The organism is Nonomuraea phyllanthi, from assembly GCF_006334985.2.
GTDB classification, from domain to species: domain Bacteria; phylum Actinomycetota; class Actinomycetes; order Streptosporangiales; family Streptosporangiaceae; genus Nonomuraea; species Nonomuraea phyllanthi.
The window spans coordinates 751873-764994 of record NZ_VDLX02000001.1 but is presented as its reverse complement, the minus strand read 5'-3'; the positions used below and the strand labels follow the sequence as shown (position 1 = coordinate 764994).

Below are 13122 nucleotides of genomic sequence, written 5' to 3'. Positions count from 1 at the left end.
CCCGGGCCCCAGGCCACGCGCCAGGGCCTCAGGCTCAGACCAGGACGGCGTCCCTGAAGGACATCGCGCCGCGCGCCACCGTCGCGGTGAACATCGCCCGCCTGGGCAGCCCCAGCTCGCTGAGCTCCTTGGCGATGGGGTGGTTGCCCAGGCGGATCAGCGCGCCGCCGAGCCGGAACCGGGCACCCCGGGCGCGCACGGACCACGGGACGCGCCGCGTGATCCCGTCGCGGTGCGTGTAGGCGTCCATCGGCGCCATGACCGTGGCGCCCGGCACGGGCAGGCCCGGCTTGATCAGCAGGTCGAGCACGAGCCGGCCGTCCCTGCGCAGGATGCACCGCTTGTACGGCGAGCCGAGCCGCAGCTCGATGTCCGCCAGCTCCTTCGGGAACCCCCACAGCGTCCGCCCCGCCTCCAGCGTGAACGGCTGGTCCACGGGCAGCCAGTGCACGAACAGCCCGGCCTGCCGGAGGTCCCGCAGCCTCATGACCCCCGACACGCCCGGAGGACGCACCAGGAACGCCATGCCGAACTCGTGGTAGGTGTCGAGGTCGCCGTCGCGGTAGTCGACGAACAGCAGCACGCAGACGGCCTTGCCGGGCAGGACCTCGGCCACGTCGAGCCCGGAGTAGGCGATCACCGCCCTGGCGGCGTCGGCGCGCACCGCGTAGAAGGCGCCGCAGACCTCCGCGTCCCGCACCCGCACCGGCATGGCCACCGTCCGGCCCTGGATGAGATGCGTTGCCATGGGTCCAGTACATCAACCCCTCGGTCGTGTGGCCATTCCCGCCCCTGGTGTCGTTCCGTGGCGGGGCGGTTGCTCTCCTTCTGGGAGGAGGAGGGAGGTTGCCCGCGGCGTCGTTCCGCGGCTGCGGTGGCCGGGGTTCCCTTGGGGAGGGGCGGGCGTTTCGGGTCAGACGGCGAGGGCGTGGGTGGGGAGGGCGGCCCAGGACTCGGCGCGGCGGACGAAGGCGGTCGCGTGGTCGGGCCAGTGGTGGCGCATGCGGGCCTCAGCGTGGCCCAGCGCGCCCAGCCGGGTCCGCCGCTCCGGATCCCCCTTCAGCTCCAGTACGGCGTTCAGCACCGCGTCCACGTCCACGGGCACCACGAGCCCGCACCCGGTAGCCTCCACCAGCGCGGCCCCCTGCGGTGTCGTGATCACCGGCAGCCCCCGGCCCATGTAGTCCATGATCTTGGTGGGCAGCGTGCGCACCGTGTCGTCGGCCAGGGACAGCCCCGCCAGCGCCCCCTCGGCCATGCGCAGGGCGTGCCGGAGCGGGACGTACCCGTACCAGTCGAGCAGCCCCACCCGCTGCGCGTCCCGCAGGAGCGGGCGGGCCTCGCGGGCGGCGGCGCCGATGAGGTCGAGCCGGACGCCGTGCGGCACCAGGCGCTCGGCGAGCCCGATCAGCTCCGACACCCCGCGCTCGGTCGAGAGGCGCCCGATGTGCACGACCCTGGCATCGCCGGGAGGCGGCGGGCTGGGCGACACGAGGGTCGCCTCCGGCACCACCGCGGGAGTGATCACCTGGTGGCGTCTGCCGGTCCTGGCGAGCTGCTTGGGGGTGACCTCCTCGCGTACGTCCCAGACGACCGGAGGGCGCCGGTGAGGCAGCATGCGCAGCAACCGGTACTCGTGGACGATCAAGAGGTCCGCGCCCTTCACGCCGCGCCTGAGCGCCGCGCGCGCCCTGCCGTACGCGGCGTGCCGCCCCACGTCGATCGCGGTGAGCCCCATGGCGGGGGTCACGTTGAAGTACGTGAACGGCGCGACGTAGGTGACCTCGTGGCCCGCGTCGAGCAGTGCCCTGATCTGCCGGTGCATGATCCGGGCGTCCTCGGGATGATGGACGGTCGTGGCGACACATGCGCGCATGTGTCGATGCTCCGCGCTTCCCAGGTCAAAGGCGTAAATGCGGGTGAAACGGTCGCTTAACTTCGCGAGGGGCGGCGATAGAGCCAGGTCAGCCGGGGCTCCAGCACCCATTTGAAGATCGTACGGGTCTCCGGCAGGCACAGCACGATGGCCAGCGCGAAACAGGTCGACGCGATGGCCAGCACCCCGAGCGGCCCGAACAGCCAGGGGAACGAGAGCCAGCCCATCTCCTTGGCGATCAGCACCGGGATGCCGTGCAGCAGGTAGCAGTAGAGGGTGCGGGTGCCGAGGTCGGAGAACCACGTCTCGCGTCTGGGCACCAGCGCGAGGATGGCGAAGCACATGGCCAGCGAGCAGATCAGCAGCGCGGTGCGCAGCCCGAGGCCCATGTACCACGACAGGTGGAGGTTCTGGTAGCTGGCCTTGAAGTAGAACGGGGCGACCTTGGCGTGCGGCGCGATGTAGATCGCCACCCCCGCCGCCCCGATGATGGTGAGGACGCCCAGGACCTTGATCCAGCGCCGGTTGAGCATCTCGAAGTGCTCGGGCTGCATCACCAGGCCGATCACGAAGAACGGCATGAGACCGAAGAAGCGGTCCATGCTGAAGTCACCCGAGATCTGGGAGAACCCGGAGAGCAGGTAGATCGCGATCGCCACCGGCACGGGGAACTTCATCCGCTTCCACACCGGTGTGGACAGCCGCCAGAACAGCAGCGCCAGCAGATACCAGTTGAGCCAGGCCGGATCGATGATCGTCAGGCTCCACTTCTGGCCCACCGAGACGCGGAGCAGGGCGTAGCCGACCTCGACGATCACGTAGGGGATGAGGAACGTGTCGACCAGCTTGTTGGTCTTGGCGTTGGAGTTCCAGAAATTTCGCGACAGGTAGCCGCTGATCAGCACGAACAGCGGCATGTGGAACGTGTAGATGAAGATGTAGGTGGCCCTGGAGGAGTCGGCCGCCAGCGTCGGCACCAGCGAGTGACCGATCGGCACCAGCGCGATCAGCAGGAACTTGACGTTGTCGAGGAACGGGTCGCGCTTGCGCTTGGGCGGCTGGGCCTCCTGCTGGGGCGCCGGCCGCGGCTGGGGACGCTCGTCCGAGGCGGGACCGTCGGCCTTGACCGCGGGCTGGGGCTCGGTCAGCTCTCCCGGCGCGACCCCGTGCGGGTCGGTGGCCTCACTCCAGAACGCCTCCTCCGGGAGCGGCCAGCGGGCTCCCGTCTGGGCAGGCCCGCCATCGTCGTCCTCTGGGCTTCGCGGAGGCGTGACCGGTGGGGAGAATCTGGTGTCAGACACAGGGGGAGTCGCTCAGCTTCGCTCGGGGCCGGGGAACACGACGACAGCGCGTCCACCGGAACCTCGCGGCTCCGGGTCGCGCTGCGTCGCCGACCCACAACACACTATCTCCCCCCGGGGCTCCTGTCCTTCGGGCTGCGGGAGAAGGCCCGTATCCACAGCGAACTTGGAGCGTCAGGTGCAGACGTTCTTCTGCTCCGACGCGGTGATGGTGCTGTTGGTGACGCTGTCGGGCAGCTTGGTCACCTTGACCGAGTCGAAGTCCTCTCCCACGAGGAGCTGGAGCACCGGGGTGCCCTTGGCCGGGGCCTTCGTGGGCGGGGTGGCGGGGGTGTACGCCTGCGGGTTGGACGCCTTGACCTTGCCCGCCGTCGAAGCGGGCTTGGGCAGGACGGACTTGGCGAGGGTGTCGGCGTAGTCGGGCGCCGCCTCGCTGGTCTTGGCGTAGTGGATCTCCGTCTTGGCCAGGCTCCCGCCCGCGGCCTCGTAGTTGCCCACGCCGACGACGTTGTAGCCCTCCTTGGCGAGCAGGTCGGCGACCTCGCCGGCCTTGCCCACGGTCTGGGTGCCGTTCAGCACCTGGACCTTCACATCCTCGGGCTTGCGCGTGACCTTCGGCTTGGAGCTGGCGCTGGCCGACGGCTCCGAGGCGGTGGGCTCGGTGTCGGTCTTGATGGAGGTGAACAGCTCGTTGGCGTCGGGCTGCTTCCAGACGACGCGGTTCTTGTCCTCGGGGTCGGGCAGCCAGGGGATCGTGGTGAGCTTGACGCCGCCGGCCGTCAGTTGCTTGGCGCTCAGGGCGATCTCGATGAGCTGCTCGGTGTCGTTGGCCAGCTCGGGGTCCATGGTGACGGACCCGGCCGCGGCCGAGATGAAGCTCCTGAGCTGGCCGACGTCGGTGAGCAGCTCGCTGCTGGTGGCCTTGGCGATGACCTTGCTCAGGAAGATCTGCTGGCGCTTGATGCGCTGGATGTCGCTGCCGTCGCCGTAGTGGCGCAGGCGGACGTACCCGAGGGCCTTCTCGCCGTTGAGCAGGCTCTTGCCGGGCGGCAGGACCAGCTTGGAGTTCTTGTCGTTGACGCCGGACTTCAGGCAGATCTCGATGCCGCCGAGCGCGTCCACGATGTTCTTGAAGCCGCTGAAGTCGACCTCGACGAAGTGGTTGATCCGGATGCCGGTGAGCGTCTCCAGCGTGGAGATCGTGCAGGCGATGCCGCCGGCGTTGTACGCCGAGTTGATCATGTCACGGCGCGGTGGCATCTCCTGCTTGGTGGTCTCGTTCCTGCACTTGGGGATCTGCACCATCGAGTCGCGCGGGAAGCTGATCAGACGCGCCTTGTCGCGGTCGGGCGACAGGTGCAGGAGGATGATCGTGTCGGTGCGCTTGCCGCCCGCGTCGGCCTGCCTGGCCAGCTCCTGGCCGTATTTGGCGTTGCCCGCGCCCGCGCGGGTGTCGGAGCCCACGAGCAGCACGTTGAGCGCGCCGGTATCAGGGGGCCGCGGGTTGATGATGTCGTTCTTGACGCTCTTCTGCTTGATGTTGCCGAACGCGTCGCGGTAGACGACGTAGCCGGTCAGCGCGCCCGCGACCATGACCGTGGTGAGGCCGATGCTGACATAGGCCAGGATGCGCATCTTGTTGTGGCCGCCGCTCCCGTTGTGGCCGCCACCGCGGTGACTGCGCGGCGGGCGGTCGTCGGGAGGGGGCGGGGGAGCGGCCGCGGCGGCCGCTCTGCGTGCCATCCTGCTGCCGGGCTGGGTGGGGGCAGCCCGATAGCCCTGCCCGGAGTTGACTACCGGCGCGCCCCTGTAGTCGGTCATTCGTCCCCTAGCCTCACTTCTCGCGCCTGACGCGCTGGCGTCCGTCGCCTCGCGCCACGAGACGAGGTCACGTACGGAATGCCATGACCGTTTTGACCCGGGCGTTTCCGCGGGAAAGCATACTCAGAGCCGGACATTGGGTGGAATATCATCGCCAAACTCTTTCGCCCTCCGGTTGCTTCCGGACTGTCTTAGCACGTTTGGCCCGATGCTCAGGGCCGCAGCCAGACAGGCCAGAGGTACGGCCGGCAGCACGTACCGGTAGTCGAACTCCGCAGCCGCGGCCGGTGTGGCCAGCAGCACGATGGCCGCTGACCAGGGCACAAGCCAGGCCGGAGCGCCGGCGGGACGCCTGCCACGGCGCCTGCGCGCGACGGCCGCCACCGGAGGAAGCAGCAGGACCCCCAGGAGCACCGGGCCGGGCAGCCGCGCCATGCTCTGGTAGGCCCTCAGCCATCCGGCGTAGGGCTCGACGATCTTCGTGCCGATCGCACCCTGCTCGTAGAGCTTGGCATACTCTGCGCCGACCCGTGCGGGATAGCGGCCAGGTGGCCCCGGCTCCGTAACCGGGAACTCGTAGTAGCCGTAGATCTCCGGGTCGGGATAGACCGGGCGGCTCCAGGTGAACGTCCGGCCCAGCTCGGCCAGCACCGACGCGGCGTAGTCGAGCGGCTGCCTGGTGATCGCCAGCGCCGCGAACCTGCTCGCCAGGTCGTCGTTCTCCTTCGTGAACGTGATGCCGGGCAGCTTCACGAGGGGCGAGTCCTTCGCCCAGATGTACTCCTGCGACGGCGGCCGCCGCTCCGGCGGGCGCGGGTCGCACAGGACCTTCAGGTCGGGCGGCGGGTCCATCCGTGCGCAGTCGGCGAACGACATGGTGCGCGCGTACAGGAACGCGCCGTTCGCCCCCACCAGGCCCACCCGCTGGTAGGTGGCGTAGAACCAGGCCCCGTACGCGACCACCGGCACGAGCGCCGCCGCGAGCAGCACCCCGGCCAGGCCCACGCGCCTGCGCAGCACGAACCACGCGGCGAACAGCACGATGAGCGGCTGGCCCACGGTCCTCGTGAGGGTGGCCGCCGCCAGCAGCAGGCCGACGGCGACCACCGCGCCCCTCCGCTCCGCCCTGCCCAGCGCCACCGCCGCCACGACCAGGAACATGAACAGCGTGTCGGAGACCAGCAGGTGCTCCAGCTCGACCTGGTACGCGTCCAGCAGCACGGGCACCGTGGCCAGCGTCGCCGCCCACCTCGGCGCCCGCCTCGCGACCCGGTAGACCAGCACGCCGGCGGCCAGGCCGAGCAGGTGCTGCCCGGCGGCGACCATGCCGAAGCCGTGGAACGGCTCCAGCAGCTTGAGGAACATCGAGTAGCCGGCCGGCCTGACCAGGTCGGGGCGCGGCTTGAAGACGGTGACGACGTAGGTGTAGGTGTCGGGGAACCACAGGGCCGGGCGGTAACCCAGCATCGCCAGCGCGCGCAGCGCCGTGCCCAGGGCGAGGACCACCAGGAACCACCGGTGCCGCCGCCACCAGGCCGGGTCCGCGACGCGGGCGCCGAGGCGGCGGGGGGCCCGGCGCCTGCCGCGTCCCGTCCTCGCGGGCTCGCCGGCCTCCGACATCACCCGCACGCCCTCCCGCTCTCTCCTTCCAGGCACCTCGCGAAGGTGCGTGGCCCGCTGCCCGCGGTGGTCCGTACGCTACCCGCGATTCCGGCACGCCCGTGACGGGTGACGGCCGCCGGCGCCCTTCTCCAGTGGCCTGCTCGTCACGGCGCCCGGCCACCGTCCCCGCCACCTGCCACGGCACTCACTCCACACCCGCCACTTGCCGCAGCCGGTGGCCCACGGTGGTGTGGCAGGCCGGCGAGCTGCGGTCGGGAGGCGGCGTGGTGGATGCCGGGTGGCTCCGATCAGGGTGGGCGTGGCCGTGACGGCGGCGGACCGTGACATCGGCGGCGCGCGGAGGCGGGCTCGTCGAAGTGGCCGCCAGGGTTGGATACGCTCGGTGATCGATGGGACTCGATCGATCAGGACGGCTGCTCGCCGCGCTCTCGGTGGCGCCCGCGCTGGCCGTGGCCGGCTGGCTGCTGGCGGGGCTGCCGCTGCTGCTGCTCGGCCGGTTCGCGCCGCTGCCCGCCGTGCTGCTCGGGCTGCCTGTCGCCGCCCTGCTGTGCTGGGCGGGCACGCGGCGGCTGGGCAAGGCGATCGAGGCCACGCCGCGGCAGGTCGCGGGCGTCGTGGCGGTGGCCGTGGCGTCCGGCGTGTTCAACGTGGTGATGCACAGCGAGCAGATCATCGTCAGGCGCGATCCCGCGACGTACGCGCAGTACGCGGCCTGGCTCGCGGGCCACGGCTCCCTGCCCATCCCGGCGCAGGTCGAGGCGTTCGGCGGCGCCGACCCCGCGCTGGTCTTCAAGAGCGTGGGCTTCTACCAGGTGGACGGCGGGCTGGTGCCGCAGTTCATGCCGGGGCCGCCGCTGCTGTTCGCGGCGGGCGACTGGCTGGGGGTGCCGTTCGCGGTGCCGGGCGTGCTGGGCGCGCTGGCGGTGCTCACGGTGGGCGGCGTGGTGGCGCGGCTGGCGGGGGCGCGCTGGGCGGTGCCGGCGTCGGCCGTGTTCGCGGTGAGCCTGCCGATCCTCTACACCTCGCGGACCACGTTCAGCGAGATCCCGTCGTTGATCCTGCTGTTCGGAGGGCTGGCGCTGACGCACGACGCGCTCTCCCAGCCCGGCGTGCCGGCGCGTGCGGGGCTCGCCCTCGGCGGCCACCTGCGCGGCGGGCTGGGCTGGGGCCGGGGGTTGCTGGCCGGGCTGGTGTTCGGGCTGGCCGTGCTGGTCAGGGTCGACGGGCTGCGCGACGTGCTGCCCGTGCTGGCGTTCGCCGGGCTGCTGATCGCGATGCGGCGCTTCGCCAGGCCGCAGGGCGCCCTGGGGCTGCCGCTGCTGGCCGGGCTCGTCGTCGGCGCCGGCCTCGGGATGCTGGCCGCGTACGTCCTCTCCCGCCCCTACCTGACCTACCTGTCGAGCTCGCTCGACCCGCTGCTGCTCATCTGCGCCGCCGTCCTGGCGCTCACCGCGGCCGGCACGGCCGCCGCCCCCCTGGTCACCAGGATCCGCCTGCCCGCGTGGGCCCCGGCGGCGGGCGCCGGGCTGGTGGTGCTGATCATGGTGGGCCTGTACGCGCGGCCGTGGCTGCAGACCGTGACCCGCCACCCCACGACGCCGGACGACCAGCGCACCGCCACGATGATCGCGCAGACCCAGGAGGTCAACGGCCTGCCCATCGACGGCGAGCGGCTCTACTTCGAGAACTCCCTGCACTGGGTGATCTGGTACGTCGGCCTGCCCGTGGTCGTGCTGGCCACGGTGGCGGCGGTGGTGCTGGTGCGCGGGCTGTTGCGGAACGGCCGGCCGTTCGAGTGGCTGCTGCCGCTCGCGGTCGTCGGCTGGACCACGGTCACCACGCTGGTGCGGCCGGAGATCACTCCCGACCATCCGTGGGCCGCGCGCCGCCTGGTCCCCGTCGTGATCCCGGGGCTGATCCTGCTGGCCTCGTACGCGCTGGCCTGGCTACGCGGGCAGGCCCGGCTGCGCGACGTCTCCGGAGGGCGCGGCGCGGCGTGGTTGCGCAGGCCGTCCGTGCGGCGCTGGGGGATGGCGCTGGCGGTGCTGGTGGTGCTCGCCCCGCCGGCCGTCGTCTCGATCGGCACCGCGTTCACCCCGGTCGAGCGGGGTGAGGGCGCGGCGGTGGCGGCGATGTGCGCGAAGCTCCCGCGCAACGGGTCGGTGCTGATCGTGGAGCGGGTCACCGGCGACCGGTTCACCCAGGTGCTGCGCGGCATGTGCGGCCTGCCCGCCGCGCAGGTGGCCAGGGCGGAGGGCTGGGACATCGCCCCGGCGGAGAAGGTGCGCCACCTGATCGGCCGCGTGCGCGCCGCCGGCCGCGTCCCCGTGGTGCTGGGCGCCGAGGAGGACCAGGTCTCGCTGTACGGGCCGGCGACCCAGGTGATGCGGCTGGTCACCCGCCAGGACGAGCGCGCGCTCGTGGACGCGCCCGACGGCACCTGGTCCCTGCGGATCAACGCCTGGATGGCCCTTCCGTGACCCAGGATCTTGGAAGTAGGTACTCCCGCTGTGCCCATGTGGACACCGCTTTGAGTTGGGCAGAGTAACCTCAAGGCCCGTGAGCACGCTTGAGACCCCCATGAGTGGACCTGCCGTGGATGAAGCGCCGTACGTCACCATCGTCCTGCCCTGCTACAACGAGCAGGACCACGTCATCGACGAGGTCGAGCGCATCACCAGGGCCATGGACTCCAGCGGCTACACCTATGAGCTCGTGGCGGTGGACGACTGCTCGACCGACGAGACTCTGGCCAGGCTGGAGGAGGCCGCGCCGCAATATCCTCACCTGCGCGTGCGCGCCTTCCACCGCAACGGCGGCGCCGGCACGGTGCGGCGCATCGGCACGCAGGAGGCCAGGGGCGAGATCGTCGTCTGGACCGACGCCGACATGACCTACCCCAACGACCGCATCCCCGAGCTGGTGCAGATCCTGGAGAAGGATCCGGCGATCGACCAGGTGGTCGGCGCGCGCACCAGCGAGGAGGGCTCGCACAAGTATCTGCGCGTCCCGGCCAAGTGGGTGATCCGCAAGGTGGCCGAGAAGCTGGCCGGCCAGAAGATCCCCGACCTCAACTCCGGGCTGCGCGCCTTCCGCAGGACCGTGGCCAAGCCCTACCTGCGGCTGCTGCCCCCCGGGTTCTCGTGCGTGACGACGATCACGCTGTCGTTCCTGTCCAACCAGCACGACATCTACTACCTGCCGATCGACTACGCCAAGCGGGCCGGCAAGTCGAAGTTCAGCTTCGTGTCGGACGCCTACCGCTACATCCTGCAGGTGCTGCGGATGATCATGTACTTCAACCCGCTCAAGGTGCTCATGCCGCCCGCGCTGTGGCTGGTGGGCATCGGGTTCGTCAAGGGCGTGGCGTGGGACATGGTCAAGCACCCGTTCTACTTCCCGATCAACACCCTGATGATCTTCCTGTCCGGGCTGCTGATCGGGGCCGTGGCGCTGCTGGCCGACCTGATCGTGCGCTCGCGGGGAGAGTAGGCGCGTGCGGATCGCGATCGTCGGCCCGACCTATCCGTACAAGGGGGGCGGGGCGCAGCACACCACCGAGCTGGCGCACCGGCTCGCGGCCCGGGGGCACGACGTGGTGATCGAGTCCTGGCGGGCCCAGTACCCGTCGTTCCTCTACCCGGGGCAGCAGACGATCTCCGCTCCCGAGGGCACCCCCTTCCCCCGCACCGAGCGCAGGCTCGACTGGCGGCGGCCCGACGGGTGGGTCTCCGCCGGCCGGCGGCTGCGGTCGGCCGACCTCGTGGTGCTGGCCGTGCTGAGCCCGGTGCAGGTCCCCGCCTACCTGGGCATCCTGTACGGGATCGGCGGCAGGGCCAGGACCGTCGCGCTCTGCCACAACGTGCTGCCCCACGAGCGCAAGCCGTACGACCGGCCGCTCATGAAGGCGCTGCTCAAGCGGGTCGACGGCGTGCTGACGCACTCCGAGCAGCAGGAGGGACTGGCGAGAGGCCTGACGGCGAAGCCGGTCGGCGTGGCCGCCCTGCCCCCGCACCTGCCCTCCACGCACGCGGGCACGTCGTCCGAGGTGCACCGGCGGCTGCTGTTCTTCGGCATCGTGCGCCCGTACAAGGGGCTTGACCTGCTGCTGAAGGCCCTCCCGGACGGGATCGGGCTGACGGTGGCGGGGGAGTTCTGGGGCGGGCTCGACGAGACCAGGGCGCTGATCGCCGAGCTGGGCATCGGCGACCGGGTCGAGCTGCGCCCCGGCTACGTCGCAGCCGGGGACGTGCCGGAGCTGTTCGCCGGGGCCGACGCGCTCGTGCTCCCCTACCGCACCGCGACCGCCAGCCAGAACGTCTGGCTCGGCCACGAGCACGGCGTGCCGGTGATCGCCACCCGCGTCGGCGCGCTCGCCGACCACGTCACCGACGGCGTCGACGGGCTGCTGGTCGAGCCGGGCGACGCCGGGGCGCTGCGCCGCGCGATCGAGCGGTTCTACGCCTCCGGCGAGCCGGAGAGGTTGCGGTCGGGTGTCAAGGCGGTCGACCCCGAGCCGTTCTGGTCGGCGTACACGGGGGCGCTGCTGGCCGCCTGACGGCCGAGCACGAACGAGATGCCCGCGGCCGCCGCGTCGGCCAGCGTGAACGCCAGCCGCGACACGATCGCCACCGCGAGCGCCGCCGGGGTGCCGACGATCGGGCCGAGCACGAGCACGAGGGCGCCCTCCCTGATGCCGACGCCGGCGGGCACCACGACGGTGAGGATGCCGGTGGCCCACGCGAACGCGTACGCGCCGGTCGAGACGGTGTAGCCGGCCTGACCGGCGAGCAGCCAGATGTGCACGCCGTACACAAGCCAGCCGAGCGCCGTCCACGCGACCGCGACGACCACCGTGCGGCCGGGCAGCACGCTCTCCAGCGGCTCCTTGCGCGCGACGCGCAATGCCAGGTTGAGACCCCAGGTGAGCACCTTGGGGTGGAGGCACACGGCGATCACCGGCACGAGCAGGATCAGGTACCACGCCTGGCGGACCGCCTCCAGCCGGCTCAGCGTGGCGGCGGCGATCAGGATCGCGACCCCGATGTTGATCACCAGGCCCAGCGAGATCGTCGCGAACGTCCGCCGCGGCGGGCTGCCGTGGTCGCGCCCGAGGTCCATCATCGCCGCGTACGCCCACACCGCGCCCGGGATGTACTTCCCGAGCTGGCCCACGAACATGATCCGCCCCGCGATCCGCAGCGGCACCCGCGTGCCCAGCCCCGCCAGGATCGCCCGCCAGGCCACCAGCATGAAGAACTGGCCGAGCAGCACCGAGCCGAACGCCCCGAGCAGCGCCCACGGCGACATCGCCGCCACCGCGCTCGTGGTCTCGTGCCAGTTCTTCGCCAGCCCGTAGCCGAGGAAACCGAGCGCGACCAGGGCCAGGACGACACGCAGCAGGCGGCGGAGCATTGGCTCAGGTTACGCGTGGTTCGCCAGGTAAAGCCAGACGACGCCCGCGACGACCGCCAGGGCGGCGAGCACCGCCAGCGCGATCTTGACCGCGCTGTACGGCCGGTCGCCCTGCACCTCCCCGCCCACGCCGTTGATGAGCACCTGGTACGACCTGCCGCCGAACAGGTAGGTGCCGACCCAGACCGGCAGCAGGAGCAGCTTGAACGTGACGCCCGAGTAACTCGTGTCGACGGAGAAGACGCGCTGCACGTCACCGCCGATGTCCCGGCGGCAGTCGCCCTCGATGACGCCCCGCATGACGCCCTTGGCCTGCTGAAGGCCGGCCTCCGGCTCCGTGTCGTAGCGCAGGCTGTGGTGCCCGGCCACGTACCCCGGCTGGAACGGCACCGCCTCCTTCAGCGGCCAGGGCTCCAGCTTGCCCAGGTCGTCGCCGTCGACGTGAGTGGTGGCGGCGACCAGCACGTCGTCGAAGTCGCGCGCCACCCGGCCGCCGGCCGGGTACCAGCGGGTGCGCCGCTCCCTGCGGGTGCGCCGCCTGCCGTTGGAGTCGGTGTAGGACGTGGTGATCCAGTAGTGCTCGCCGCGCTGGCCGACGTAGTCGGAGACCGTGGCCGCGTCGAACGTCCAGTGCGGCAGGTACGTGCTCTTCATCGACTCCGCCTCGGTGACCTTCTTGAGACGGTTGGGGGCGAACCAGCGGGTCCGCACCCACGAGCGCAGCGCCTTCCTCGCGCCGCCGCGGTCGAGGACGAAGGGCAGCACGGCCTCGGGGGCGACCTGGTCGTCGTCGGCCGTGTCAGCGACCAGGGCGGTGCCGCAGAACTGGCACGTCTTCGAGATCGCGTCGCTCTCGGTGCGGGCCGAGCAGCCGGGGCACGTGAACCGGTGCGGGGCGACGGTCCTGACGCGGGGCTTGGCGAGGAACGCCTCGTACGAGTGCTCGCGGACCTGGCGGGCGGGCGGCGCGATCGGCTGCTCCAGCCCGCAGTACGGGCAGCGCAGGGCGGTGGTGCCGGGCGCGAACGCCACGCCCGCGCCGCAGCCCGCGCACGGATGGGCCGGCGACTGCGTGGGGGAGGTCAC

At 71.5% G+C, this 13122-nt stretch carries 10 protein-coding genes; 3 read left to right on the top strand and 7 right to left on the bottom strand.

What is annotated here, in order from left to right; all coding sequences use genetic code 11:
* Positions 1 to 34: 34 nt before the first annotated feature.
* From FH608_RS03575 to FH608_RS03555, 5 genes are all read right to left on the bottom strand, one after another.
* On the bottom strand, positions 35 to 748 hold the full coding sequence (locus FH608_RS03575) for an acetoacetate decarboxylase family protein (RefSeq protein ID WP_139628313.1): 714 nt from the start codon (positions 746 to 748) through the stop codon (positions 35 to 37).
* A 165-nt stretch (positions 749 to 913) separates the two neighbouring features.
* Entirely contained in the window at positions 914 to 1876 is a 963-nt protein-coding gene (locus FH608_RS03570) for a glycosyltransferase (protein WP_139628312.1), read from the bottom strand.
* Positions 1877 to 1932: 56 nt separating this feature from the next.
* Positions 1933 to 3177: an acyltransferase family protein gene (locus FH608_RS03565; RefSeq protein ID WP_139628311.1), complete on the bottom strand. Its 1245-nt coding sequence runs from the start codon at positions 3175 to 3177 to the stop codon at positions 1933 to 1935.
* A 174-nt stretch (positions 3178 to 3351) separates the two neighbouring features.
* Positions 3352 to 4998, bottom strand: a complete 1647-nt coding sequence (locus tag FH608_RS03560) for an LCP family protein (protein WP_139628310.1) — start codon at positions 4996 to 4998, stop codon at positions 3352 to 3354.
* 123 nt (positions 4999 to 5121) lie between these two features.
* Positions 5122 to 6654, bottom strand: coding sequence for a hypothetical protein (locus FH608_RS03555; protein WP_226898911.1), 1533 nt, complete (start codon positions 6652 to 6654; stop codon positions 5122 to 5124).
* Positions 6655 to 7010: 356 nt separating this feature from the next.
* On the opposite strand from FH608_RS03555, the gene FH608_RS03550 reads away from it, so the two are divergent.
* The 3 genes from FH608_RS03550 (at position 7011) to FH608_RS03540 (ending at position 11179) form a co-directional block, all read left to right on the top strand.
* Complete coding sequence (locus FH608_RS03550) at positions 7011 to 9101, top strand: hypothetical protein (RefSeq protein ID WP_139628309.1); 2091 nt, start codon at positions 7011 to 7013, stop codon at positions 9099 to 9101.
* Positions 9102 to 9201: 100 nt separating this feature from the next.
* Positions 9202 to 10113, top strand: a complete 912-nt coding sequence (locus tag FH608_RS03545; RefSeq protein WP_139628987.1) for a glycosyltransferase family 2 protein — start codon at positions 9202 to 9204, stop codon at positions 10111 to 10113.
* 4 nt (positions 10114 to 10117) lie between these two features.
* Positions 10118 to 11179: a glycosyltransferase family 4 protein gene (locus tag FH608_RS03540; RefSeq protein ID WP_139628308.1), complete on the top strand. Its 1062-nt coding sequence runs from the start codon at positions 10118 to 10120 to the stop codon at positions 11177 to 11179.
* Here FH608_RS03540 and FH608_RS03535 read toward each other — a convergent pair.
* Both FH608_RS03535 and FH608_RS03530 read right to left on the bottom strand, forming a co-directional pair.
* Entirely contained in the window at positions 11080 to 12036 is a 957-nt protein-coding gene (locus tag FH608_RS03535; protein WP_139628307.1) for a lysylphosphatidylglycerol synthase transmembrane domain-containing protein, read from the bottom strand. The genes FH608_RS03540 and FH608_RS03535 overlap by 100 nt on opposite strands.
* Positions 12037 to 12045: 9 nt before the next feature.
* Positions 12046 to 13122, bottom strand: coding sequence for a hypothetical protein (locus tag FH608_RS03530; protein WP_139628306.1), 1077 nt, complete (start codon positions 13120 to 13122; stop codon positions 12046 to 12048).

Bases quoted from the DNA above. Each gene is read 5' to 3' on its own strand.
- FH608_RS03575 (WP_139628313.1), bottom strand. From the start codon at position 748: ATGGCAACGCATCTCATCCAGGGCCGGACGGTGGCCATGCCGGTGCGG.
- FH608_RS03570 (WP_139628312.1), bottom strand. From the start codon at position 1,876: ATGCGCGCATGTGTCGCCACGACCGTCCATCATCCCGAGGACGCCCGG.
- FH608_RS03560 (WP_139628310.1), bottom strand. From the start codon at position 4,998: ATGACCGACTACAGGGGCGCGCCGGTAGTCAACTCCGGGCAGGGCTAT.
- FH608_RS03550 (WP_139628309.1), top strand. From the start codon at position 7,011: ATGGGACTCGATCGATCAGGACGGCTGCTCGCCGCGCTCTCGGTGGCG.
- FH608_RS03545 (WP_139628987.1), top strand. From the start codon at position 9,202: ATGAGTGGACCTGCCGTGGATGAAGCGCCGTACGTCACCATCGTCCTG.
- FH608_RS03535 (WP_139628307.1), bottom strand. From the start codon at position 12,036: ATGCTCCGCCGCCTGCTGCGTGTCGTCCTGGCCCTGGTCGCGCTCGGT.